Origin of the sequence: Nonomuraea sp. NPDC005730 (assembly GCF_040630865.1) — a bacterium.
In the GTDB taxonomy this organism is placed as follows: domain Bacteria; phylum Actinomycetota; class Actinomycetes; order Streptosporangiales; family Streptosporangiaceae; genus Nonomuraea.
The window spans coordinates 53,920-78,058 of record NZ_JBEXYK010000038.1; the positions used below are offsets into that span (position 1 = coordinate 53,920).

Sequence of the window (24,139 nt, forward strand, 5' to 3'; positions counted from 1 at the left end):
GGGTGGGCGGCCGGTGTTCGCCCGGGCCTCCGCGGCCGGTGGGCGGGCGGCGGTGCCTCGACCGGGGCGGCCGGCCGCCGCCGTTCGAGCGCGGCTCGCGGTTCCCGGGCTGGTGATGATCGCGGTCTCGGTGCTCCTGACGATCACGATCGGGTTGCTCGGGCCTTCTCCCATGGTTCCCGCGCTGGGCGGGCCGGGGTGGCAGCCGCCGTACTGGCTGGATGCGCGTCCTGATCCTTATGCGGTGCTCGTCCTGGCCGCAGCGGCCCTGGTCTTCGGCGGGGTCGGGCTGCTGGCGGCGCTGGCCGCCGGGCCGCGTCCCGGGCTGCGTGCCCGGCCCCTGGTGCTGCTCGGTTGTCTCGCCGCGGGGGTGCTCGCGTTCCTGCCTCCCTCGGGCTCCGGCGACCATCTCAACTACGCCGTGTACGGCCGGATGGTCACGCTGGGGCTGAGCCCCTACACGCACGGCGCCGACGACCTGCCGGGCGATCCCGTCGCCGACGCGGTCGAGCGGCCGTGGCGCGAGGAACCCAGCGTCTACGGGCCCGTCGCCACCGCTCTGCAGGCGCTGGCGAGCTGGATCGGCGGCGACTCGCTCCGGTTGACCATCTTCGTGCTGGCGGTGTTCAACGCCGCCGCCTTCGTCGTCACGGCCCTGCTGATCGACCGCTTCACCAGGGACGATCCCGCCCGGCGGCTGCGGGCCGCCCTGTTGTGGGCGGCCAATCCGCTCCTGCTCTACCACCTGGTCGCGGGCATGCACGCCGACACCCTCGCCATCGCCTGCATGGTGGCCGCGCTGCTGGCCAGGGCACGTCCGGTCGCGTCGGGGGTGCTGCTCGGGCTCGGGGTGGCGACGAAGCTCAACGCGGGGCTGGTGGCGCTGGGGCCCGCGTGGGAGCTGCGCCGCCGTCCGGGGCGGCTCGCCGTCATGGCGGCCGGCGCGCTGGCCGTGGTGGTCGTCGGCTACGCGGTCGTCGGGCCCGAGGCGATCGCGCCGGTGACGACGACCAGCAAGGCGATCTCGCACGCCTCGTTCTGGAAGCTGGTGCAGGGGTGGCTCTGGGCCCTTGTGGGCACGGGGCGCGCGTACCGGGGTGAGATCCAGGTGGGTGCGCTGGTGGTGCTCGTGCTCGTCGCCTGGGCGTTGCTGCGGCCGGCGTCCCGGCGGTCCGCCGCCCGCCAGGGGCCGGGGGCCTCCGGAGGGCTGGAGGCGCCGGTCGTGGCGGCGGCGCTCGTCGTGGCCTACCTGTTCGCCACGCCGTACATCCTGCCCTGGTACGACGGGCTGGCGTTCGGGATGCTCGCCCTGGTGGGCGCCTCGGCCGTCGACGGGTTCATGGTCGCCCACCTGCTGGTCCTGTCCCTGGCCTACCTGCCCGCCCGGGTCGACGGGCAGCCGCCGGGCGTCGAATGGCTCAGCGGCGTCCTCAGGCCTCAGATCGCGTGGGCGCTGCTGGCGCTGACCGTCCTGCTGGTGGCGTGGGCGTGGCGAGCTGGAGGGCCCGTACGCAGGCCGCGAGCGTCAGCGGCACCGCCACCGTGAGCGCCATGGCCGGGATGGCGATGCCCGAGTCGTTCATCAGGAAGCCGATGAAGGCGCAGGTGAGCGTCCCGAACAGGCCGGCCCTGAGCGGCGGGGCCAGCGTGTACGCCTGACCCAGCGCCGAGGCGCCCCACCGCGACGGGCGGGCCAGCACCAGGAACAGGAACGCCAGCGCGACCAGCGAGAGCAGGGTCAACGGCCAGTTGCCCACGGTCACGCCGATCATGGCCCCGAACTTGCGTCCGACGACGGTCCACGCCTGGCCGTCGATGATCTGCTGCACGAACGCGCCGAGGTGCGTGCGCCTGTCGGCCGGGCGCATCCAGTCGAAGACCGAGATGGCGGCGATCAGCGCGGCCGCGCCCACCCCCACGAGCAGGAGTTTCACCACCGACACCCGCCTGCCGGACAGCAGGATGAGGAAGACCGCCACCCCGATCACGAACGCCGGGACACCGCCGAAGTCCGCGCCCCACGAGGGCGAACCGTCCGCGAAGACGGCGAAGGCGCCGTACAGGCCGCACAGTGCCACGACCACCGTCCTGGAGACGCCCCTGCCGAGCAGCCAATGTGCCACCCCGGCCAGGCCGAGAACCGTTCCGGTGGCGTAGACGGCGAAGGCGATGTTGCTGAAGCCGTAGAAACGTCCGCCGGTGACGGGTTCGTAGCCGGTCACGGCGTTCACCTGGAGTGCCGAGCCGGTCATCACGTCGATGAGGAGGGCGAGCGAGGTGACGGCCGCGACCACGGTGAGCGGGCCGAGCACGTGCGCACGCCACGGGCCGGCGAACGCGAGGGCGGTGATCAGGGCGGCGATGGCCAGGATCGTCACGATCACCGAGACCATCGGCATCGGCAGGCTCCACCACGGCACGAGCTGGGCCAGGAACGTGGAGACGGCGATGGCGCCGCTGACGGTCGCCACCACCTGGATGGCGGCCAGCAGCTTCGAGGCGTCGGCCGGGTCGCCGCCCGCAGCCGGGGTGGGGTGGCCGTTGGCCGCGGGGGCACCCTTCACGGCGGCGGGCGGCGGGGGCGTGTGGTCGTCGGCGGCCGATGAGCCGGCGTCGTCGGGCGCGGGTGGGGTCTGCCGGACGCGGGAGGAGCGGCGGCGGCGGAGCGCCAGGGCGGCCAGGGCGTAGAAGAGGAGCTGCACGCTGACGAGGACGGTGAAGAAGGGCCCGCGTACGTCCCGGAGCACCTGGCTGGCCAGGTCGCCGTCGGCCAGTCGCGTCACCGTGGCGGCGGCCGGTGCGGGGGCGTTGCCGTCGGGCTGCCAGGCGCGGCCGACCACGTCGCGGGGGGCGGTCAGGCCCAGGAGCTGGATGGCGGTGGCGGTGAGGTCGGTGATGGTGACCAGGCCGTCCTGGCGGGTGGAGGAGGCGGTGAGGTGGCCCCCCTGCGGGTACGGCTGCCCGCTCGGGGACGGTCCCGTGGCGAGGGCCGCGTGGAGGTGGGCGTTCGGGCTGATGTCGGAGATGCCGGCGAGCAGGACGGTGGTGTTCGGGGGCACCTTGCCCATCAGGGCGGCGATCTGCTGGTCTGCCCTGGTTGCGGCGGCTTGACGTTCGGCGGCCGGGAGGGAGGCCGGGATCGCGTGATCGTCGAGCGGGCCGCGGGCCCAGGCGGTGGCGAGGTCGGCGGCGTCGAAGACGATCAGGTTGTAGGGGGTCAGGTCGTTCAGGCCGTCGAGGGTGGGGGCGTATTTGGTGATTTTTCCGGTCTTGTCGGCGGCGGCGAGGGCGGCGCCGGGGCCGATCGCCGCCACCTTGCCCCCGCCGTCCGTCACCAGCTGGCCGAGCGTGCCGAGCTGGGCCGCGTAGCCGGTGTCGGCCTGGAAGGCCACCAGCTCCCGCCAGCCGGGGACGGTGGCGCCTTCCCCGTCGGGCTGAGGAGGCGTCGGGGCGGGGCAGCCCTGTCCGGGGGTCCCGGCGCGCTGGCCCGCGGAGACGGTCAGCCAGCCCGCCATGGGGCAGGTGACGCCACGGTCCTTGGGCGGGACGGCGCGGGTGGACAGTGACGCCGAGCTGCCCTGGGCGGCGAGCTTCCACAGGGTGGGCGTGCCCGCCTCACTGAAGTCACTCCACTGCAGCCCGGGAACGCCCACCACGACGACCCGCCGCCCCACCGGCCCACCTTGCCCTGAGACCCCGTTGCCCGCGGCCGCCGCGGCACTCCCCTGGACGGCCGCGGCACCGCCCTGAACGGTCGTGGTGCCGCTCTGGGAAGCGGCGGCGGCTGTGCCGGGGAGGAGGAGGGTGGCGAGCAGGAGGCCGAGGAGCACCGTGACGAGATGGCGGCGCGCCCGAGGCGCCGCTGTCCGGAGGCGCTGAAGAGGCTTCAGGGGCTGGTGGGGCGACCTGGCTATGAGGTGCTGCTGAGGCTTTAGGCGCTGTAGGGGGGTGCGGGGTGGGGCGGTGGGTTGGCGCACTGGTTCGGGGGGGAGGGCGCCTGGGGCTGCGGGGCGTACGCGTCGCGCTTGGTGCTCGCCCCCGAGCGTGGCGTAAGGCATGTACGGAACCCCCAGTGTCTGCGCCCTCGATCAACAGCCACGGTAACGTGCCACATCGTGACAAGAGGCGAGGTGCGAGTGATCCGGCGGCAGTGGTGGGCGTGGGCGGTGGTGGCGCTCGTCGTCGCGGCGGCGGCGGCGCCTCTTGTGCACACGTGGCTGACCAACCCGGACGACCAGCGGCTCGTCGACCTCGACGTCTACCGTACCGGCGGGCAGATGCTGCTCGACGGCCGTCCGGTGTACGACTTCTTCACCCCGGCGCCCCAGCTGCTGCCGTTCACCTATCCGCCCATCGCGGCGATGCTGGCCGTGGCGCTGGCCGAGATGTCCTGGGGCACCGCCCAATGGGTGTGGACGGCCGGTATCTTCGCGGCGCTGGCGGTCACCGTCTGGTTCGCCTTCCGTCAGGCGCTGCGGGCCTACGTGCCGTGGGTGTTCGGGCTGCTCATGGTGGCCTGCACGTACCTGATGCCGATCCGGGACCAGGTGCGGTTCGGGCAGGTGGACATCCTGCTGGTCGCCCTGTGCCTGGTGGACTGCCTGGCGCGGCGGCCCTGGCTGCCCCGGGGGTTCCTGGTCGGGCTGGCCACGGCCGTCAAGCTGACTCCCGGCGTCTTCCTGATCTACTTCCTGGTCACCAAGCAGTGGCGGACGTTCTTCATGGCGGCGTTCGTGGCGGCCATGCTGACGGTGCTGCCGTTCGTGGTGATCCCGCAGGACGCGTCCGCCTTCTGGTTCTCGGCGCTGCTCGATCCGGAGCGGCTGGGGGCGAACACCGCCACGACGAACCAGTCGATCCGGGGCATGTTGCTACGGCTGTACATGCCGGAGTCGCTGACGTTCGTGATCTGGGCCGTGATCGTGGCGGCCGTGGCCTGGTACGGGTTCCGCGCGGCGCGGGCGGCGTACCAGGCGAAGGACGAGCTGACGGCGGTGGCGCTGACCTCGCTGATGGCGGTGCTGCTCTCGCCGGTCGCCTGGATCCACCATCTGGCCTGGGTGGTCGTGGTGCTGGGGGCGATCGCCGGCGACGGGCGCGATCCGGTCAGGCTGCGGGTGGCCGCGGGGGTCTGGCTGTTCTACGTGGTGCCCGTGCCCTGGTGGGGGGTCTCGCTGATCGCCGCCGGGATCCCGGGGGTGAGCCTGGTGCTCGGGAAGATCGTGCAGGACGGGTTCGGGCTCGGGGCGCTGGTTCTGGTCTGGCTGCTGGCGTCCTGGTTGCCCAAACGGCGGCAAGCGGCTTGACCGGAGTATTACCCTCTGTGTCGTGCTCGTTACCGCTTGGGTAGTCGTGGGCCTCGTGGCCGGGGTGAGTGGCGTGTTCATCGGCTACATGGGCCTCAGGCAGGCCAGGGCCGCCGTCGACGACTGTCTGCGCAGGGTGGCCAGGCAGACGAGCGAGGGTGCCGGCGACCTCAAGGCGATCAGAGACGTGGCCGTGTGCCGCTACGACGCGCTCGCCGAGATGAGCGGCAGGCTCTCGTTCTCGGTGGCCATGATCAACGGGCTGGGCGACGGCATCGTGCTGACCTCGATCAACGGCACCAGCGAGACGCGCACGTACGTGCGTCCGGTGGTGGGCGGAAAGGGGCAGCAGCCGCTGTCGCCGGAGGAGGAGCAGGCGGTGCGGGCGGCCCGGCTCGGGCTGGGGCCGCTGGTCCCGCCGCGGGTCCTCAGGAGCTCACACTGAGTGTCCGTACGAGTGCCGTACGCGGTCGGCGAAAGGGCGGCGTGCTGCGACCACCTGCGGATACTCTGGATGCATGCCCAGACTCGCCTATCTCGGCCCGGAAGGCACCTTCACCGAAGAGGCCCTGCGGCTCCTTGACCCCGCCGCCGAGCGCCTGCCCTGCGCCACGGTGAGCGCGGCGCTCAACGCCGCCCGTTCCGGTGACGCCGACGGCGCCGTCGTGCCGCTGGAGAACTCCATCGAGGGCGCGATCACCACGACGCTCGACGAGTTCGCCTGGGGCGAGCCGTTGATGATCACGGCCGAGTTGCTGCTGCCGGTCCAGTTCTCGCTGCTGGCCAGGCCCGACACCGAGATCGCGCACATCAAGCGGGTCTACACCCATCCCGCGGCCATCACGCAGTGCCGCGCATACATCGCGCGTGAGCTGCCCGACGCCGTAGTGGTCGCCGCGCCTTCCACCGCCGCCGCGGCCCAGGAGGTCTCGCTGCCCGGCTCGCCGTACGACGCGGCCATCGCCGCGCGCATCGCCGGCGAGCACTACGGGCTGGTCGCGCTGGCCGGCGACATCGGCGACCGGTCCGACACGGTGACCAGGTTCGTCAAGGTGAGCCGTCCGGGGCCGCTGCCGGAGGCGACCGGGTCCGACCGCACCACGCTGGTGGTCTTCCTGGCCGACGACCACCCGGGCGCGCTGCTGGAGATGCTGACCGAGTTCTCCGTGCGCGGGGTCAACCTGACCCGCATCGAGTCCCGGCCGACGGGCGACGGCATCGGGCGCTATTTCTTCCACTTCGACTTCGAGGGGCACATCGCCGACGCGCGGGTGGGCGAGGCCGTCGCCGGGCTCCACCGCATCTGCGGCGAGGTGCGTTTCCTCGGCAGCTACCCCCGCGCCGACGGGGTCGCGCCGCAGATCAAGAGAGGCACGGCCGACACCCAGTTCGCCGAGGCCGCCGACTGGCTGGCCCGCGTCAGGTCCGGCCAGGTCTGACCGCCCCGGGGGCGTTCGCGCGGTTCGTGGCGGTTGCGAGCGGCGGGCGGCGGCGCGCCTTCGAAGGGCGTGCCGGAGAATCCGGGGGCGGGGTGGGGGCGGGCGCCGGTAGCCTTTCCTTGTGATTGACCTGCGTACCCTTCGTGAGGATCCCGACCGGCTACGGGCGTCGCAGCGTGCCCGCGGTGAGGACGACTCCGTCGTCGCAACGCTGCTCGACCTCGACGAGCGCCACCGATCCGCGCTGACCTCGTTCGAGTCGATGCGCGCTGAGCAAAAGAGCATGGGCAAGTCGGTCTCCAAGGCGCAGGGCGAGGAGAAGGCCGCGCTGCTCCAGCGGGCCAAAGACCTCGCGAGCCAGGTCAAGGCCGCCGAGGCCGAGGCGGAGAAGCTGGCCGCCGAGCTCGACCAGCTCATGCAGACGGTGCCGAACATCGTCGAGGAAGGCGCCCCTCCTGGCGGCGAGGACGACTATGTCGTCCTGGAGACGTTCGGGGAGCCGCGCCAGTTCGACTTCGAGCCGAAGGACCACCTGGAGCTGGGCGAGGCGCTCGGCGCGATCGACATGGAGCGCGGCGCCAAGGTGTCCGGCTCGCGGTTCTTCTTCCTCAAGGGCGTCGGCGCGCGCCTGCAGCTCGGCCTGCTCAACATGGCGATGCAGCAGGCGATCGAGGCCGGGTTCACGCCGATGATCACTCCGGTGCTGGTCAAGCCGGAGACCATGCAGGGCACCGGCTTCCACGTGGCCCACGACAAGGAGATCTACCGCCTGCCGGAGGACGACCTCTACCTCGTCGGCACCTCCGAGGTGGCGCTGGCCGGCTACCACGCCAACGAGATCGTGAGCGGCGACGAGCTGCCGCTGCGCTACGCGGGCTGGTCGTCGTGCTTCCGCCGCGAGGCGGGCTCGTACGGCAAGGACACCCGGGGCATCATCAGGGTCCACCAGTTCGACAAGGTGGAGATGTTCTCCTACGTCCGTCCCGAGGAGGCGCACGAGGAGCACCAGCGGCTGTTGGCCTGGGAGAAGGAGATGCTGGCCAAGATCGAGGTCCCCTACCGGATCATCGACACGGCGGCGGGCGATCTCGGCATGTCGGCGGCGCGCAAGTTCGACTGCGAGGCGTGGATCCCGACCCAGGGGCGCTACCGCGAGCTGACCTCGACCTCCAACTGCACCGAGTTTCAGTCGCGCAGGCTCGCCGTCCGGTATCGGGACAAAGACGGCAAGCCCCAGCATCTGGCCACGCTCAACGGCACGCTGGGCACCACCCGGTGGATCGTGGCGATCCTGGAGAACCACCAGCAGGCCGACGGCTCGGTGGTGGTTCCCAAGGCGCTGCGTCCCTACGTGGGGCTCGACGTGCTGGAGCCGTCCAAGTAGGAGTGGCGGCGGGCGTCGATCGCGATGACGGCGACGCCCGCGATCACGATCAGGCAGGTCAGCAGGGCCGCGAGCGTGACGGCGGTCCCATGGGTCTCGGGCGTGCCGCGTGCCCAGCCGTGGAAGGGCAGGTAGACGGCCGCGTAGACCAGCGGCGCGGCCACCACGCCGGTCGCCGCGCTCACCGGCTGCGGCTTCCCGTCACAGGCCAGTACGAAGCACAGCAGCCCGGCCGCCAGCGCCACCGCCCAGCCGAACACGGCGGTGAGGTTGACGAACACCACCTCGCCGGTCTCGCTGTCCAGTGCGGCGAACACGGCCAGCGCCCCGATCATCCCTGAGATCGCGAACCCGCCCTGATATCTGCGCATCCTGGCGCCGACGCCGCCCAGCAGCATGCACACGGCCAGGAAGAGCGCGATGTTCCGCTCGGGGCTGAGGTCCACCTCGTCGGCCTGCAAGGCGTCGAGCGTGTAGGACCAGCCGAGGCGGCGCCAGGCGCCTGACACGTCCCTGACCAGGATGCCGTCCACGCCGTTGGCGACGACCACGACGTGCCCGCCGGGCCTGGCCTGGACCGCCAGGTCGTATGACATGAGCATGCTCTCGTCCGCGCCGTACTTCCTGGTCAGCCGGAGGTGGGCGTCGGGGGACGGTTGCCAGGAGGGGCGCCAGGTCAGGCCGCCGTCGTCCGACTGGTCCACGCCCAGGTGGTTCTGGCGGACGCGGTAGCAGCGGGTCGCCTGGCCGGGCACGCACTGGGCGCTGATCGACGTCCGGGCCGGGGTAGGGGCGGTTCCGTCGGTCCAGGTCGTCCCGCCGTCGTCGGAGAGGCGGGAGCGCTGTTCCGCGCCGGTCGTCCCAACGACGATCTTGCCCGACTCGGTCACGTCGACGGACAGGGCCGCCGACGGGGGGACGGACGCTGCCGTGGCGGTCACGGCCAGGACGGCCAGTGGCACGGTGACCATGATCCGCCGGCGCGGGGAGTCGGTGCCGGCGCTGCGCTGCCGTACCCACCAGGCCAGGGCGAGGGCGGGCAGGGCGATCAGGTCCGTGGGGTCGGCCAGGACGCGCGAGGGCCCGGCCACGAGGCTCCAGCCCTGGGAGGCGAGATCGGCGCCCGTCTCCGTGGCCTTCATGAACGTGAACAGCAGGCCGGTCAGGACGGTGGCCGCCAGGTCGGCGCGGCGCCCGAGGAGCAGTGCCAGCAGGGCGGGGGCGACCACGAGTCCGGCCAGGTCACTGAGCTTGCCGGTGAGGAGGCCGGGCCAGAGCGGCTTGAAGAGGTGGTCGTTGAGCAGGAGCAGGATGACCCCGGTGATGGTCACGGGGTGACATAACCACGCGTACCTCATATACGAGTGGATGGCGGGAGACGGAGGGAAGTTGGGCCCCGCCCGAGGCCGTGACTGATTTGTGAAACTCCCCTTTGTCCACAGAGCGGCATCCACCTGTGGACGAGCCTCGGCGGACGCTTCAGACGGCCTCTGACGGGCGAGTACATGTCCGGACATGGGGAGGGGCCGAACGATGCCTGTCGGAGCCGCCACGGCCTCTTCAGGCTCTGTCGAGGGCCGAGTGACGGTTTCCGGGGCGAGAAGCAAAAAGGCCGGAGTCCGCTGGAATGCGGACCCCGGCCTTACTTGCGAACTACGAACTACAGGTCAGATAGCACGGACCTGGGAGGCCTGCGGCCCCTTCTGTCCCTGCGTGATCTCGAACTCGACCCGCTGGCCGTCTTCAAGGCTGCGGTAGCCGTTGCCGACGATCTCGGAGAAGTGCACGAACACGTCCGGCGCACCGCCGTCCGGGGCGATGAAGCCGAAGCCCTTCTCAGCGTTGAACCACTTGACGGTTCCCTGAGCCATAAAAGCTCTCCCTCAGGATGTGAATCTATGGGACCCACACCTCGTGGATCCCGGTGTGTCGTACAGCAAGCACCCGGGGTGGCTCAGACAAAGTCATGCTGGTTTTCACTACGGGATCAGCTAATACAACGCCATCACATCTAACACCATTCTGGCGCGTTGGTGTTCCCGTCCCTACGAAGATTTCTGTCAGGCGGCATCACCGGGCAAACTGGAACCTGTTATGCGAAGCCTTGCACCGCCGCGCCTAGTGGCCACCGACCTCGACGGCACCGCTCTGCGCGCCGACGGAACCGTGTCTCCCCGGACGGCTGCGGCCTTCGCGAAAGTCGAGGAATCCGGGGCCGCGCTCGTCTTCGTGACCGGACGGCCGCCCAGGTGGATGAGGGAGGTCGCGGGCGCCGTACGGCACCGTGGCCTGGCCGTATGCGCCAACGGCGCACTGATCTACGACCTCCATACCGAACGGATAGTGGAATCTCACCTCATCGACGTCCACGTACTCGGCGAAGTCGTCGCTCAGCTACGAGCGAACGTGTCCGGTCTCGTATTTTCGGTCGAGTATGAAGGTGGTTTTGCGCACGAGTCCGAATTCCGGCTCGGTGGTCTGGATCGCAAGGGTGTCGGAGTTGTCCGGATTGACCGTGACGCGCTGACCGCCCAGCCTTGCGCCAAGTTGCTCGCCCTCCATCCCGACATGGGCGCCGACGAGCTGCACGCGACCGTGCACGACCTGGTGGGGCACCTGGTGACCGCGACCCACTCCAGCCACGGCGGCCTGGTCGAGATGAGCGCCCAGGGCGTGACGAAGGCCACGGCGCTGGCCACGCTCGCCGGGCGGCACGAGATCAAGCCGGCCGAAGTGGTCGCCTTCGGTGACATGCCGAACGACCTGCCCATGCTGAGCTGGGCAGGCACGTCGTACGCCGTCGCGAACGCCCACCCCGACGTGCTGGCTGCGGTCGATCACGTGACCGCGTCCAACGACGAGGACGGCGTCGCTCAGGTGCTGGAGCGGCTCTACAGGTAGGGGCCCGACCCGCTCGGCGGCCGGTGGCCCTCGTCACCCTGCGGCACGCCGGGCAGCGCCCTGCGCATCTGCTCCAACTGGGCCCTCGCCGCCATCTGCTGGGCGAACAGGGTGGTCTGGATACCGTGGAACAAACCCTCCAACCAGCCCACGAGCTGGGCGTGCGCGATGCGCAGCTCGGCCTCGCTGGGGGGCGTGCCGTTGTCGTCGGTGAACGGGAGCGACAGCCGTTCCAGCTCGTCGACCAGCTCCGGCGCCAAACCGTCCTCGAGCTCCTTGATGGAGGACTCGTGGATCTCCTTCAAGCGCTTGCGGCTGGCCTCGTCGAGGGGGGCGGCGCGCACCTCCTCCAGAAGCTGCCTGATCATGCTGCCGATGCGCATCACCTTGGCGGGCTGCTCGACCAGGTTGGTGACCGAGCGCTCATCATCACCGCTATCGCCCTGACCTTGGAAGTCGGGGCCCACCACCACGATGTGAGGGGTGTTGTTGTCCTCAGCATTCATAACACTCACCGTACTAGCAGGATCTTGCCGACGTGCTCTCCCGAATCCAACATTCGGTGTGCATCGGCTGCCTCAGCCATGGGCACCCTCGCGAACACCACGGGACGGACGGCACCCGCCTCGATCAGCGGCCAGACGTTGTCCACGACGCTCCGGACGATGACGCCCTTCTCGTCGACCGGACGGGCGCGCAACGTGGTGCCGTGGACGGAGGCCCGCTTCGTCAGCAGCGCGCCGAGGTCGAGCTCGGCCCTTCCGCCACCCTGGAGGCCGATGATCACCAGCCGGCCGCCGGTGCGCAGCGCCCGTACGTTGGCCGCCAGGTATTTGGCGCCCATGATGTCGAGGATGACGTCGGCCTCCAGCCGGTCGGCGAAGTCCTCCTCGCGGTAGTTGACGACCTCGTCCGCGCCCAGCTTCCTGACCTGCTCGGCCTTCGCCTCGGACCCGACCGTGGCCGCCACCCGCGAGCCGAGCGCCTTCGCGAGCTGCACCGCGAACGTGCCGATGCCGCTGGCCCCGCCGTGCACCAGCAGGGTCTCGCCGCGCCGCAGCCGGCCGACCATGAACACGTTCGACCACACCGTGCACGCCACCTCGGGCAGCCCCGCCGCCTCCGCCAGCGGCACGCCCTGCGGCGCCGGCATGACCTGCTGCCAGGGCACCGCCACGCGTTCGGCGTAACCGCCGCCGGCGAGCAGCGCGCACACCTCGTCGCCGGCCTTGAACTGCTCGACGTCCGCCCCCACCGCGGCCACCACGCCCGACACCTCCAGCCCGGGGTACAGCGGCGCGCCGGGAGGCGGGTCGTAGAAGCCCATCCGCTGGTGGACGTCGGCGCGGTTCACCGCCGAGGCCACCACGTCGATGAGCACGTCGCCGCGTCCGACGGCCGGATCGGGCACCTCGCGCCATTCCAGGACCTCGGGTCCGCCCGGCTCGGTGATCTCAATGGCTCGCATGCGATCCACGGTAGCCGGGCAAAGAAGTTGTGGGTTGCCGGGCTGCGCGGGAACGCGTGGCGTTAACCTGCAAAGTATTTGCTGCCCCTTTAGACCCACCCGAGGGGGAACACGGTGGCAAGACACGATCGAGAAGAATCTCTCGAGGAACAGCTGGCCTGGCTGGACGCGATCAAGGAGACGGAGGAGACGCCCGTCTCCGTCGGAGCCTCGTCCGCGTCGGCGGACGAGCCGGTCGCTTCGCCGTACCCCAAGGACCCGTGGCTGCTCGTGCCGACCCCGCACGAGACGCCGACGCCGCCGCTGTTCCGCGCCGCCGTCGACTCCGTGTACGGCCACGCGGCGGCCGAGGACCTGCCCGAGGCCGAGAGCGAGGCCGGGGAGTGGCTGGACAGGGCCGCCACGCAGGAGAGCGGCAGGGGGCAGGAGAGCGCGGCGAGCGAGCCGGCCGCGCCGCCGGTGAGCCTGGGCCGGTCCGAGGACCCCTTCCTGGCGCCGCTCAAGCCGTTGCCGCGTCCTGACGACACCGACAGCTACTCCTTGACGTTCACGCCGCCCGAGCGGCCGGAGAGCGGGGGGAAGGGCACCGAGAAGGGCACTGAGCTGGGCCAGGAGCCGAGCCAGGAGCAGGGCGAGGAGCAGAGCCGGGAGCGGGTCCGGCAGCAGGGCGAGGAGCAGGCGCGCGAGGGCGAGGAGCCGGGCTGGCCGTCGCTCGGCGACTGGTCGCGGCCCGCCGAGCAGTCGAACGAGACGCAGCCGATGATCACCGAGTTGCCCGAGGCGTTCGGCCTGGCGGCCCGCACCGAGCCGCCCAGCGCGTTCGACGTGCCGGCCCGTACTGAGCCGGCCAGGGCATTCGACGACGAGCCCGCCCCGATCGAGCCCGCCGAGCCGCCGCGCGGGTTCGAGGAGCCCGTCCGCGAAGAGGAACCCGTACACAGAGAGCCCGTACGCAGGGAGCCTGTAGGCAGGGAGCCCGTACGAAGGGAGGCGGTCGAGGAGGCGCCGGCCGACGAGCGGCCCCGCTGGGACGAGCGGCCGCAGTGGTCCGACACCTCCTTCCGCGAGGGCCGCCCGCAGCGGCCCGACTTCGCGCACGGCGAGCCCGCCCCCCAGGAGGCCGCGCGGGACGAGCGCCCGCAGTGGAACGAGCGCCAGGAGTGGCGGCCGGCCGAGCGGGAGATCCCGCCGCCGCACGAGCGCCGGCGGCGTCCGGCGCCCATCCCCGTCTTCACCGCGCCGCAGCGCCCGCCGCTCACCGGCCGGCCGACCGCCGACAGCCTCGACCCGGAGTCGCTGCTGCGCGGCAGGCGCAACGCGCCCTCGAAGGGCTGGCGGCGTCTGGTCTACAAGGCGTCCGGCGGCTGGATCAAGCCGGGCGAGGCGCCGGAGGTGCGCCGCCGCCGCGAGCTGGTGACCAGGGCGCGCACCCCCGTGACCACCGGCCACCACCGGGTGGCCGTGCTGAGCCTGAAGGGCGGCGTGGGCAAGACCACGACCACGGTCGGGCTCGGCGCGACGCTCGCGCAGATGCGCGGCGACCGCGTCATCGCCGTGGACGCCAACCCCGACCGGGGCACGCTGTCCGACAAGCTGGTGCTTGAGACCTCCGCCACCGTGCGCGACCTGCTCAACGAGCGCGACCAGGTCAAGCGGTACGTGGACATCAGGGCGTTCACCTCGCAGGCGCCCTCGCGGCTGGAGGTGCTGGCCTCGGACCGCGACCCGTCGGTGTCGGAGGCGTTCAGCGGCGCCGACTACCAGGCCGTCTCCCAGGTGCTGGAGAACTTCTACTCCATCTGCATCACCGACTGCGGCACCGGCCTGCTCCACTCCGCCATGGGCGGCGTGCTCGGGCTCGCCGACCAGATCGTGCTGGTCAGCAGCCCTTCCGTGGACGGCGCCAGGGCCGCCTCGGCCACCCTCGACTGGCTGGAGGCCCACCACTACGCCGACCTGGTGAAGAACGCGACCGTGGTGCTGTGCAGCGTCCGGCCGCGGTCGAAGTCGGCGGTGGACATCAGAAAGCTGGAGGCCCATTTCGCGGCCAGGTGCCGCGCGGTGATCAGGGTGCCGTACGACCCGCACCTGGAGGAGGGCGCGGAGATCGACCTCGACCGGCTCCAGGAGGCGACCAGGGAGGCCTACCTGCAGCTCGCCGCCAGCGTGGGCGACGGGTTCGCGGGTGTGCGCGAGTGAGCGGAGGGTGTGGGATTCGAACCCACGAGGCCATCGCTGACCTGGCCGCTTTCAAGGCGGCTGCACTCGTCCACTATGCGAACCCTCCTGTGCGGACACCACGATAGCGGCTGTGGTGGCAGGGGTGTACGTTCAGGAGGTGGCGGATCTGGGCGTCGAGGTGGAGCGCGGTCATGGCGACACGACGGTGCGCCTTGCCGGAGACCTCGACAAGCTCACGGCTCCCCTGCTGAAGCAGCGGCTGGCCGAGCTGTTCGCCGAAGGGCTCGTGGACCTCGCGATCGACGCCCACCACCTCGACTTCTGCGACTCCAGCGGCCTGTGGACGCTGGTGGAGCACCAGCGCGCGGTCGCCGGGCGCGGCGGCTCGTTACGCCTGTTCGGCGTGCACGGCGTGCTGCGACGGGTGCTCGACGTGACCGGGTTGACGGCCGCCTTCGACGAGGTGCTGCCGGTTTAGACGTGCTGCCCGTTCAGTACTGCCGCCGGTTCAGAGGCGGTCGCGGGTGAGTTGGGACAGGAGCCAGCGGGGGCCCTCGGTCTCGGCGCCCAGTTCGGCGACCCGTTCCCTGAGTCCGCGGTCGGCCGTGACGACGAGCACGCGCTCCCACGGCTTGGCCTGGGCCACGACGTCGACGATCGCGTCGTCGCCGCTGCCCGTGGCCGCGACGACCTGCAACCCGGGGATCTCGGGGGTGCTCCTGGCCGCGCCCTCCACGACCGCGACCACCCGCGGGAACCACTGCGACAACACCGGGTGGGTGAGCCTGAGCTCCGCCACCTCGGTGAGCAGGCGGGTGGCCGCGCCCAGCCGGTCGTTCCACCAGCCGCGCTCGGCCCGCGCGCCGATGATGTTGGCGACGTCGAGCACGATCGTCTCGGGACGGATGGCGGCCTGGACGTGGTCCCAGGTGGCGGCGAAGCCGGGATGCAGCTTGCGGCCGGCCACCTCGGGCAGCGGCAGCCAGCGCAGGTCGGTGCTCTCGCTGTTGGCGGGCTTGGCCGGCACCAGCTCGGCGGACTCGGCGATCACCGTCTCGAAGGTCCAGCCGCCGTGGTCGTCGAGGTAGACGCCCTGGACGCGGAACCCGTCGCCGCCGAGGGCGGCCTCCTCGTGGGCCTCGCGCAGCGCGCTGGCGACGGCGTCCTCGTGGCTGTCGCGGGCGCCGCCGAGCAGCCCCCAGGTGCCGCCGTGGTGGCTCCACAAGGAGCGTTCCTGCATGAGCACGTGGGGCACGCCGAGCGGGTCATGGTGGACGAGGAGCAGGCCCGACGCTCCGTGGATGCCCCAATGTCTGTGTCCGAGCCCGCATTCGGCCCAGCCGTCGCCGTCCTTAGCCGCCATGAGGGATTGTCTCAGCCTCCGCCCTTACTGAAATGTTGCAGGTCCTTGGCGCCCGCCCAGTAGCCGCCCCACTCCCAGCCGACGTCGGCGAAGGCCCTTACGACCTTGTCTCCAGGGTTTACCACACCTTTACCCTTCATTGGGCGGCTGGTGTACCTCTTGGCATTTTGGTGTGCGGTGCCACCGCTTGCAGTGACATATGGGTTCTCGCGCGGATTGATGTCAATCGCTTGGCCGTACGCGTGGTTCGACCAATTGCTGGACCCGGTCGCGCGACGGCAGTTGAATGCCGAGGTGTTGTCGGCCTCGATGGAGGCGAAGTCGTCGCCTTTGTAGACGTCGACGAGCTTCATCTGCCGGATGGGCCAGCGCCAGTCGTACAGCTTGCGGAAGACGGTCTCGATGTCGTCGGTGACCGTCTTGCGGACGACCAGCTCGCCGGTGTGCGGCTTGTCGTCGAAGCCCCAGAAGGACATGGTGACCAGCCGCAGGTCCTGGTAGGACACCGGGCAACCGGGCCGCCACGAGTACGGCAGCCGGTCGCGCGACACCTTCGTGACCTTCGAGGTGAACGGTGGCGGGGCCGCCGGGCTCGGCTCGCTCGTGGGCGAGGTCGTGGGCGACGCCGTCCCGGAGGCGGGCGCCGAAGGCGTGGGCGTGGCACCGGACGAGGCGACGGGCTCCTGCCCTGCGCACGAAACGGACGTGAGCACCACGAACGCGATGGCGGCGGTACGTTTCATCTGGCCACCATATGCGACGTCATGCCAGGTCAGGGGACTATCAGCACGGTACGGCGAGCCCGTTTCGCCAGGCCGACGGCCACCGAGCCGCCCAGGGCGTGCCAGGAGGAGCGCGACCTGCCGACCACGATGGCGTCGGCCCGGTAGGAGCCGGCGAGCGCCTCCAGCTCGCGGGCGGTGTCCCCGCGGACGCTGACGAACTGCCAGGGCACGCCCGCGCCCCTCAGCTCGTCGCGGAGGTCGTCGGTGAGGTCGGCCCCGCTGTCGGGGATGATCGGGGAGCCGGCGAAGAACCACAAGGTGGTGCTGTTGATCGGCTCCACGAAGGCGACGAGCAGCGCGGCGGCGTCCCGCCGGGCCAGGCCGGCCGCGTACGCGAGCGCGTTGCGGCTGGGGTCCGACCCGTCGAAGCCGACGACCAGCAGCCCGGCGCCGTCCTTGCCGATCTCGAACTGCCCCGCCGGGAGCCGGCCCTCCAGTGGCTCCCGGCCGGGGTCTGTGCTACCGCCGAACACGGCACGACTCGCGTCAGAGGTCCGCGTGCTTGCCGCGGCGGGCCAGCTCACGCAGTGAGTCGGCGGCGTAGATCACCAGGGCGACGAACGAGACGGCGGCGAGCCCGCCGCCGACCCACAGGTCGTTGACGGTCGCGTCGGCGTACGCGGCGCCCCGGGGCTGGTAGCCGACCGCGAACGGCGCGGCGACCAGCCACAGACCGGTCAGGAACAGCAGGACGAGGGCGGAAATGCCCAGCTTGGCCTTCATCGGGACTCCTCCAGACCCACCAGGGTGGTCTTGCCGTTCTGACGGTGTTCACCGCCGCGGCTCGGGTTGTGCATGTCCTCGCGCAGCGCCTCCACGAGCGGGGCGAGCAGGCTCGCCAGCTCGGCGGAGGACGCCTGGGGCGCGGCGGGCACGGGCTCGGGCTCCGGTTCCACGCGCTGCTTGACGGTCACCAGCCCACGGATCACGAGCTCTTCGTAGATGGCCAGGACGAAGCCGACGACGCCCACGAGACCGAAGACGGTCACGCCCAGGCCCGAGAAGAACTCGGTGGTGGTGGGGTCGGTCCAGTCGGCGTTCTCGGGCTGCGTGCCGAGGGCGAAGGGGGCGATCATCAGCCACAGGCCGGCCAGGACCGCCAGGGCCGCCGCTACGGCGCCCACGAACTTGCGAATCATTGTGAGACTCCTCCGGATACGAGGTGTTGCTGCGCCGGCGTGGCCTGCGCGATGAGGGCGCGCGAGGTGGGCCGAAGCACGTTCTGTGCGACTGCCCAGGCGCGTTCGCGCTCGGGGCGGCCGTCGGGCGGCGCCATCCTGGCGACCGCGGAGAGCAGCGCGGACGGCTGGCCGTTCGACCGCTCGACGCGCTGGGCGATGAGCTCCAGGAGCAGCCCGGCCAGGACGAGGTCGTCCTTGCCGAGGGGCTTGGGGCCGGCCGGCATCGTGGTGCCGCGCAGCGGCAGCTCCTTCAGGAACAGCGCCGCGAGGAACCCGAGCAGGGCGATCGGCACGCCGACCATGAACACCGTCTCCAGGGCCCGGGTGAAGGACTCCAGGATGATGCCCTTGATCGGCTCGGGCAGGTGCTGGATGGCGGCGGGGCTGCCCAGCTTCTGCCCGGTGCTGGGCAGGTGGAGGCGGGCCTGGGCCACGAGGTCGGCGAACTCGCTCGCCTGCCGGTTGGTCAGGATCGCGCCGAAGCCCGCGACGCCCATCGCGCCGCCGAGCGAGCGGAAGAACGACACGCCGGCCGTCGTCGAGGCCATGTCACGCAGCTCGGAGCCGTTCTGGGCGGCCAGGATGAGCATCTGCATGGACAGGCCGAGTCCGATGCCCAGCACGCCCACGTCGAAGCCGATGAGCCATTCGCTGGAGTCGACGTGCAGCCGGGAGAGCAGGAACAGGCCGACGGCCACGATCACCAGGCCCACGACCGGGAAGATCTTCCACTTGCCGGTGTTCGTGACGATCTTGCCGGAGATCACGCCCGCCAGGAACAGCGCCACCACCATGGGCAGCGTCATCAGGCCCGAGTTCGTCGGGCTCAGGCCCTTGACGATCTGCAGGTACTGCGGCAGGTAGATCATCGCGCCGAACATGGCCATGCCGACGAACAGCGAGGCCGCGCTGGTGAGCACGAACGTGCGGTTCCTGAACAGCCGCGGAGGCAGGATCGGGTTGCGGGCCGTACGCTCGGCCAGCACCGAAAGGGCCAGCATGAGCACGGCGAACGCGGCCAGGAAGTACGTCCAGAACGAGTTCCACTCGAACTCGTTGCCGCCCAGCGTCAGCAGCAGCATCAGCGAGGCCGCGCTGGCCGTGATGGTCGTCGCGCCCCAGATGTCGATCGAGGTGTTCCGCTTGACCTTGGGCAGCCGCAGCACCTTCTGCACCACCGCGAACGCGACGATGGCGAACGGCACCACGACATAGAAGCACCAGCGCCAGCCGAGCCAGTCGGTGTCCACGATGAACCCGCCGAGCAGCGGCCCCGCGACGGTGGAGATCCCGAAGACGGCCCCCATGTAACCGGAGTACCGGCCGCGCTCACGCGGCGAGACGATGTCTCCCAGGATCACCTGCGCAAGTGCCGACAAACCACCCACGCCCAGGCCCTGTACGGCACGTGCCGCGATGAGCTGTCCCATGTTCTGGGACAGACCGGCCACCAGTGAAGCCGCCACGAACAGACCGAGAGCGGTCTGGAAGAGCAGTTTCCGTCCGAACAGGTCGGACAGCTTGCCCCACAACGGTGTCGAGACCGTCATCGTCAGCATGGTGGCGCTGGCCACCCATGAGTACTGGTCCTGACCGCCGAGTTCCCCCACGATCGTCGGCAACGCGGTGCCCACCACGGAAGTGGAGATCATCGACGTCAGCATGGCGAGCATGAGCCCGGACATGACTTCGAGGATCTCGCGGTGGGTGTACTGCCTTCGGGCGGGGGGCGCGGCCTGTGCCTGGGCTACCAAGACACCACATCCCCTTCGTACGCACTTATCCAATGTTGAGTATACGCATGTTTACTAGCCGCGCGGCAAGTGACTTTATTCCTGAGTAGAGTTCGGGACATGGACGCCCCGACGACGGACGCCCGGCCCCGCGGGCGCGAGGCCACCCGGCAGCGCATCCTTGACGCGGCCCGCGTGCTGTTCGGCGAGCACGGATACGAGCAGGTCACCGTCCGCATGATCGCTGCGGCGGCGGAGGCCAACATCGCCCTGGTCGGCCGCTACTTCGGCTCGAAGGCCGGGCTTTTCGGCGCGGTGCTCGAAGGCGAGCCCACGTTCGTCGCCCTGCTGGCCGGCGATCACGGGAGCCTGCCGCGGCGCCTGGCCGAATACGCGGCCGAGCGCATGCACCACGACCCCGAGAGCCCGGTCCTGCGCACCCTCGAACGTTCGGCCGCCCATCCGGAGATCCAGGACGTCGTGCGCGAGCGCCTGCGCACGTCCATCCTCGATCCGCTGGCCGCGCAGCTCGACGGTCCCGGTGTGCAGGCGCGGGCCAGGATGGCGACGGCGGTCTTCCTGGGCATCGGCGCGATGCGCCGCAGGCTGGGCCCGGAGCAGCCCACGGCGGCCGACGTCGACCGGTTGACCGCGGTGTTCGAGGCGTGCCTGGCGGAGTGAAACTTTCATCGCCCTGACCGGTCGTGGCCTGGGGGAAGCCGGTTCGCAACGGTCGGATGTCTTTCTGCGGCCGGGCACGCTCCCTACGATCCGGAGAGAGCTGTGGGAGCGCTCCCACTCCCACTCTACGGACGGAGTAACCTCATGTCTCGCAGAAGGCCCGCGCTCGCGGCGCTCCTCGCCGCCACCGCCATGGCCGCGGCGGGGGCGGTCGTCCTCGCCTCGTCCACCGCCCAGGCCGCCGACTCCGCTTTCTACGTGGATCCCCAGACGAACGCCGCCAAATGGGTCGCCGCCAACCCGGGCGACAGCCGTACGCCGGTGATCAGGGACCGGATCGCCGCCGTGCCCCAGGGCCGGTGGTTCGCCAGCTACAACCCCGCGACCGTGCGGAGCCAGGTCGACTCCTACGTGGGGGCCGCCGCCGCGGCGGGCAAGATCCCGATCGTCGTCGTGTACGACATGCCCAACCGCGACTGCGGCGGCGCGAGCGCGGGCGGCGCGCCCGACCACGCGTCCTACCGGGCGTGGATCGACCAGATCGCGGCCGGTCTGGGCGGGCGGGCGGCGACCGTCGTCCTCGAACCGGACGCGCTGGCCATCATGACGAACTGCATGAACTCCGCGCAGCAGGCCGAGGTGAAGGCGTCCATGGCGTACGCGGGCAAGAAGTTCAAGGCGACGTCGTCGCAGGTCAAGGTGTACTTCGACATCGGCCATGATGCCTGGTTGCCGGCGTCGGAGGCCGCGTCCAGGCTCAACGGCGCCGACGTCGGGGGCAGCGCCGACGGCATCGCGCTCAACACCTCCAACTACCGCGCGACGCCGGGACTGGTGTCGTACGCCAAGAGCGTCATCGCGGCGACCGGCGTGTCCAGGTTGAAGGCGGTCATCGACACCAGCCGCAACGGCAACGGCCCGGCGGGCAGCGAGTGGTGCGACCCCGCCGGCCGGGCCACGGGCATCTGGAGCACCACGAACACGGGTGACGCGGCGATCGACGCCTACCTGTGGGTCAAGCCGCCGGGCGAGGCCGACGGCTGCATCGCGGGGGCCGGGCAGTTCGTGCCGCAGCGGGCGTACGACCTGGCCATGGCCGCGCCCTCGCCCACCACGAGCCCGACCGTGACGCCCACCGTGACCCCGACGGTGACCCCCACCGTCACCCCCACCGTGACGCCCACCGTCACCCCCACCACCGGCCCGGCCGGCTGCTCGGCCGCCTACAAGGTGACCAGCCAGTGGCAGGGCGGCTTCCAGGGCGAGGTCACCGTGAAGAACACCGGCTCGGCGCCGACCGCCGGCTGGAAGGTCCAGTGGACGTTCCCCGGCGGCCAGACGATCAGCCAGCTCTGGAACGGCAACCTGTCCGGCAACGCCACCGTGACGAACCTGAGCTGGAACGGCGCCCTGGCCGGCGGCGCGACGACCACGTTCGGCTTCCTCGCCAACGGCAACGCCGCGACCAGCACCCCGCCCGCCCTCACCTGCACCGCGTCCTGACGCCTCCCGGGCGCCCCTCGCGAGGGGCGCCCGGGAAATAACCGGAGAGCCGTTACGGTTGCACTGCCCGATGGCCACCGTCCAGGCGAAAGGGCTCGTTCTCCATGACTTTTCCACTCTCCATCCTTGATCTGGCGCACATCGGCGACGGAGAGACGGCGAGCGAGAGTCTGGCCGCCAGCGTGGGCCTGGCCCAGCGGGCCGAAGAACTGGGATACCACCGCATCTGGTACGCCGAGCACCACAACATGCCGAGCATCGCCTCCTCGGCCACCAGCGTGCTCATCGCCCACGTAGCCGCTCACACCAGGACGATCCGCCTCGGAGCGGGCGGCATCATGCTGCCCAACCACTCCCCGCTGACCATCGCCGAGCAGTTCGGCACCCTGGAGACCCTCCACCCCGGACGCATCGACCTCGGCCTCGGCCGCGCCCCCGGCAGCGACCAGCCGACCATGCGCGCCCTGAGGCGCACCCCCGGCGCCGCCGACACCTTCCCCCAGGACGTCCTCGAACTGCAGGGATTCCTCACCGGCGAGTCGCGCATCCCCGGTGTGGACGCCACGCCGGGCAAGGGCACGAACGTGCCGCTGTACATCCTCGGCTCGTCGTTGTTCGGCGCCCAGCTCGCCGCCGCGCTCGGGCTGCCGTACGCGTTCGCCTCGCACTTCGCGCCCGACGCGCTGGAGGAGGCCGTGGCGCTCTACCGGCGCGAGTTCAAGCCGTCCGAGCAGCTCGCCGAGCCGTACGTGATCGCCGGGGTGAACGTGATCGCCGCCGACACCGGCGAGGAGGCGCAGGAGCAGCTGCTGACGGCCAAGCGGTACCGGGTGAGCCGGTTCCTCGGACGCGGGCGCACGTTCACGCCGGAGGAGGCCGACATGGTGCTCGAATCGCCGGCCGGGCAGCAGATCCTGCGGATGATGCAGTACTCGGCCGTCGGCACGCCCGCCGAGGTGGCCGACTACCTCGCCCGCTTCGCCGCGCACGCGCAGGCCGACGAGCTGATCGTCGTCTCCTCGGCGCCCGACAGGAAGGCGTGGCTGCGCTCCATCGAGCTGCTGGCCGCCGCCCACGGCCTCACCCGCGACGCCTCCTAGTCGGCCGAGCGCTGCGGCCGCAGCAGGTGGGGCCCGGTCAGGTCGGACGGCGGCGCCGGTGACAGCCCCGCGTCCACGAGCTGCGAGCGCAACGCGAGCACCGTACGTTCCAGGGCCCGGATCTGGGCCTGCAACCGGCGGATCTGGTCGCGCATCGCCACCGAGCTGCTCTGCTCGTCGACCAGCTCCGCGCCGAGCTGGCTGGCCTGGCCCTGCATCCGGGTCATCTGCTTCTCCATCTGCGCCAGGGCGTCCTCGTAGATCGTCTTGGCGCGGATGAATGCCTCGGCGTCGACCTTCGAACGCTCGACCTCGGCCTGGTGCTCGACCTGCAGCAACGCGCTCTGCTGGGACTTCTTGCTGGCGTCCGTCGCCGAGCGGAAGGCGAGGTAGGCCACGCCGAGCGGCACGATGCCGACGCCGAGCTGGACCAGGATGTCACTCAGACCGGACATGGCGGCCCCCCAATGGACGGATCACCCCTGTGTAGGTGACGCCGTCGTCGCTGTGCCAGGCGTTGACCGTCAGCGCGATCGGGAACTCGCCGCCGTCGCGATGGAGGCCGACCAGCGGGATGATCCGGCCGGCCAGCTCGGAGTGGCCGTCGGAGAGCACCCGGGCGAGCCCGTCGGTGTGCGGGTCGCGGAAGCGCTGCGGCATCAGGATCGTCAGCGACCTGCCGACCGCCTCGTCGGTGTCCCAGCCGAACAGGGCCTCGGCCTGCGGGTTCCACGACTGGATCGTGCCCGAGGCGTCGGCCACGATGACGGCCGTCGAGGACGCCGCGCGGCCCCCCGGCAGGCGGCCCAGCACGACCGCCTCGGGCCAGGTGGCGATCAGCGCGATCCAGCCGCCGAAGGCCAGCCAGACCGCCCCGCCGACCCAGCCGCGCGGGTTGTCGCCGGTGAAGGTCGAGATCAGATAGATCAGCCCGTACGTGAGGAGCAGCGCGGTCGCGGCGGCGAAGGCCACCCGGTCGGACCGCATGAACGCCTGCGCCAGGCAGAGCATGCCGAGCGCGCACCAGACCGCCGCCCAGGCGGGCAACGGCGCGATGACGGCCAGCGACGCGTAGCCGGGCGTGCCGCGCTGGTTGCCCGGCACGAACGCCAGC

The 24,139-nt window shown here is 71.1% G+C and carries 24 protein-coding genes and 1 tRNA gene; 11 read left to right on the forward strand and 14 right to left on the reverse strand.

The window, feature by feature from the left end:
- Window positions 1-13 precede the first annotated feature (13 nt).
- Window positions 14-1,546: a polyprenol phosphomannose-dependent alpha 1,6 mannosyltransferase MptB gene (gene mptB, locus ABZ444_RS33040; RefSeq protein WP_358005460.1), complete on the forward strand. Its 1,533-nt coding sequence runs from the start codon at window positions 14-16 to the stop codon at window positions 1,544-1,546.
- On the opposite strand, the gene ABZ444_RS33045 is transcribed toward mptB, so the two are convergent.
- Window positions 1,431-3,830 carry a hypothetical protein gene (locus ABZ444_RS33045; RefSeq protein WP_358005463.1) on the reverse strand — a complete coding sequence of 800 codons (2,400 nt, stop codon included), beginning with the start codon at window positions 3,828-3,830 and terminating at the stop codon, window positions 1,431-1,433. The genes mptB and ABZ444_RS33045 overlap by 116 nt on opposite strands.
- Before the next feature lie 285 nt (window positions 3,831-4,115).
- On the opposite strand from ABZ444_RS33045, the gene ABZ444_RS33050 reads away from it, so the two are divergent.
- The 4 genes from ABZ444_RS33050 to serS all read left to right on the forward strand — a co-directional run bounded on the left by ABZ444_RS33050 (window position 4,116) and on the right by serS (window position 8,129).
- Entirely contained in the window at window positions 4,116-5,306 is a 1,191-nt protein-coding gene (locus ABZ444_RS33050; protein ID WP_358005466.1) for a glycosyltransferase 87 family protein, read from the forward strand.
- Window positions 5,307-5,328: 22 nt separating this feature from the next.
- A complete protein-coding gene (locus ABZ444_RS33055) occupies window positions 5,329-5,751 on the forward strand; it encodes a DUF4446 family protein (protein WP_358005469.1) in 423 nt (140 codons plus the stop codon).
- Between the two features lie 73 nt (window positions 5,752-5,824).
- Window positions 5,825-6,745, forward strand: a complete 921-nt coding sequence (pheA, locus tag ABZ444_RS33060) for a prephenate dehydratase (protein ID WP_357983015.1) — start codon at window positions 5,825-5,827, stop codon at window positions 6,743-6,745.
- A 121-nt stretch (window positions 6,746-6,866) separates the two neighbouring features.
- Window positions 6,867-8,129 carry a serine--tRNA ligase gene (gene serS, locus ABZ444_RS33065; protein ID WP_357983018.1) on the forward strand — a complete coding sequence of 421 codons (1,263 nt, stop codon included), beginning with the start codon at window positions 6,867-6,869 and terminating at the stop codon, window positions 8,127-8,129.
- On the opposite strand, the gene ABZ444_RS33070 is transcribed toward serS, so the two are convergent.
- Together ABZ444_RS33070 and ABZ444_RS33075 are read right to left on the reverse strand one after the other, a co-directional pair.
- Window positions 8,093-9,460, reverse strand: coding sequence for a hypothetical protein (locus ABZ444_RS33070; protein WP_358005472.1), 1,368 nt, complete (start codon window positions 9,458-9,460; stop codon window positions 8,093-8,095). The two genes, serS and ABZ444_RS33070, sit on opposite strands and share 37 nt — an antisense overlap.
- A gap of 336 nt (window positions 9,461-9,796) precedes the next feature.
- Window positions 9,797-10,000: a cold-shock protein gene (locus tag ABZ444_RS33075; protein WP_043619750.1), complete on the reverse strand. Its 204-nt coding sequence runs from the start codon at window positions 9,998-10,000 to the stop codon at window positions 9,797-9,799.
- Between the two features lie 250 nt (window positions 10,001-10,250).
- On the opposite strand from ABZ444_RS33075, the gene ABZ444_RS33080 reads away from it, so the two are divergent.
- Entirely contained in the window at window positions 10,251-11,030 is a 780-nt protein-coding gene (locus ABZ444_RS33080; protein WP_358005475.1) for an HAD family hydrolase, read from the forward strand.
- Here the strand turns inward: ABZ444_RS33080 and ABZ444_RS33085 are convergent.
- Window positions 11,021-11,536: a bacterial proteasome activator family protein gene (locus tag ABZ444_RS33085; RefSeq protein ID WP_358005478.1), complete on the reverse strand. Its 516-nt coding sequence runs from the start codon at window positions 11,534-11,536 to the stop codon at window positions 11,021-11,023. The genes ABZ444_RS33080 and ABZ444_RS33085 overlap by 10 nt on opposite strands.
- A 5-nt stretch (window positions 11,537-11,541) precedes the next feature.
- A complete protein-coding gene (locus tag ABZ444_RS33090) occupies window positions 11,542-12,498 on the reverse strand; it encodes an NAD(P)H-quinone oxidoreductase (RefSeq protein WP_358005481.1) in 957 nt (318 codons plus the stop codon).
- A gap of 114 nt (window positions 12,499-12,612) precedes the next feature.
- Between ABZ444_RS33090 and ABZ444_RS33095 the strand changes: the two genes are divergently transcribed.
- Window positions 12,613-14,697, forward strand: coding sequence for an AAA family ATPase (locus ABZ444_RS33095; protein WP_358005484.1), 2,085 nt, complete (start codon window positions 12,613-12,615; stop codon window positions 14,695-14,697).
- Window position 14,698: 1 nt separating this feature from the next.
- Here the strand turns inward: ABZ444_RS33095 and ABZ444_RS33100 are convergent.
- A tRNA-Ser gene (locus tag ABZ444_RS33100) sits at window positions 14,699-14,785 on the reverse strand.
- Between the two features lie 36 nt (window positions 14,786-14,821).
- Here ABZ444_RS33100 and ABZ444_RS33105 point away from each other — a divergent pair.
- Window positions 14,822-15,157, forward strand: a complete 336-nt coding sequence (locus tag ABZ444_RS33105) for an STAS domain-containing protein (RefSeq protein ID WP_358005487.1) — start codon at window positions 14,822-14,824, stop codon at window positions 15,155-15,157.
- A 30-nt stretch (window positions 15,158-15,187) separates the two neighbouring features.
- Here ABZ444_RS33105 and ABZ444_RS33110 read toward each other — a convergent pair whose 3' ends face one another.
- From ABZ444_RS33110 to ABZ444_RS33135, 6 genes are read right to left on the reverse strand one after another with little or no spacing between them, the layout of a single operon-like run.
- Window positions 15,188-16,042, reverse strand: coding sequence for an NUDIX domain-containing protein (locus tag ABZ444_RS33110; RefSeq protein WP_358005490.1), 855 nt, complete (start codon window positions 16,040-16,042; stop codon window positions 15,188-15,190).
- Between the two features lie 11 nt (window positions 16,043-16,053).
- On the reverse strand, window positions 16,054-16,785 hold the full coding sequence (locus ABZ444_RS33115; RefSeq protein ID WP_358005493.1) for a M15 family metallopeptidase: 732 nt from the start codon (window positions 16,783-16,785) through the stop codon (window positions 16,054-16,056).
- A gap of 29 nt (window positions 16,786-16,814) precedes the next feature.
- Window positions 16,815-17,300 carry a universal stress protein gene (locus tag ABZ444_RS33120; RefSeq protein WP_358005496.1) on the reverse strand — a complete coding sequence of 162 codons (486 nt, stop codon included), beginning with the start codon at window positions 17,298-17,300 and terminating at the stop codon, window positions 16,815-16,817.
- 13 nt (window positions 17,301-17,313) lie between these two features.
- Window positions 17,314-17,550, reverse strand: coding sequence for a hypothetical protein (locus tag ABZ444_RS33125; protein ID WP_357983046.1), 237 nt, complete (start codon window positions 17,548-17,550; stop codon window positions 17,314-17,316).
- The gene (locus tag ABZ444_RS33130; RefSeq protein WP_358005499.1) at window positions 17,547-17,966 is read right to left on the reverse strand and encodes a hypothetical protein; all 420 of its coding nucleotides are present in this window, start codon (window positions 17,964-17,966) and stop codon (window positions 17,547-17,549) included. Before ABZ444_RS33130 ends, ABZ444_RS33125 begins: the two co-directional genes overlap by 4 nt.
- Window positions 17,963-19,762, reverse strand: a complete 1,800-nt coding sequence (locus tag ABZ444_RS33135; protein WP_358005502.1) for an MDR family MFS transporter — start codon at window positions 19,760-19,762, stop codon at window positions 17,963-17,965. The genes ABZ444_RS33130 and ABZ444_RS33135 overlap by 4 nt, the downstream gene beginning before the upstream one ends.
- A gap of 99 nt (window positions 19,763-19,861) precedes the next feature.
- On the opposite strand from ABZ444_RS33135, the gene ABZ444_RS33140 reads away from it, so the two are divergent.
- From ABZ444_RS33140 to ABZ444_RS33150, 3 genes are all read left to right on the forward strand, one after another.
- The gene (locus ABZ444_RS33140; protein WP_358005505.1) at window positions 19,862-20,422 is read left to right on the forward strand and encodes a TetR family transcriptional regulator; all 561 of its coding nucleotides are present in this window, start codon (window positions 19,862-19,864) and stop codon (window positions 20,420-20,422) included.
- A gap of 144 nt (window positions 20,423-20,566) precedes the next feature.
- On the forward strand, window positions 20,567-21,925 hold the full coding sequence (locus tag ABZ444_RS33145; RefSeq protein WP_358005508.1) for a glycoside hydrolase family 6 protein: 1,359 nt from the start codon (window positions 20,567-20,569) through the stop codon (window positions 21,923-21,925).
- Between the two features lie 104 nt (window positions 21,926-22,029).
- Window positions 22,030-23,025, forward strand: a complete 996-nt coding sequence (locus ABZ444_RS33150) for an LLM class flavin-dependent oxidoreductase (protein ID WP_358005511.1) — start codon at window positions 22,030-22,032, stop codon at window positions 23,023-23,025.
- Here ABZ444_RS33150 and ABZ444_RS33155 read toward each other — a convergent pair.
- Window positions 23,022-23,480: a hypothetical protein gene (locus ABZ444_RS33155; RefSeq protein WP_358005514.1), complete on the reverse strand. Its 459-nt coding sequence runs from the start codon at window positions 23,478-23,480 to the stop codon at window positions 23,022-23,024. The two genes, ABZ444_RS33150 and ABZ444_RS33155, sit on opposite strands and share 4 nt — an antisense overlap.
- Window positions 23,464-24,129: a PAS domain S-box protein gene (locus ABZ444_RS33160; protein WP_358005517.1), complete on the reverse strand. Its 666-nt coding sequence runs from the start codon at window positions 24,127-24,129 to the stop codon at window positions 23,464-23,466. The genes ABZ444_RS33155 and ABZ444_RS33160 overlap by 17 nt, the downstream gene beginning before the upstream one ends.
- Window positions 24,130-24,139 lie beyond the last annotated feature (10 nt).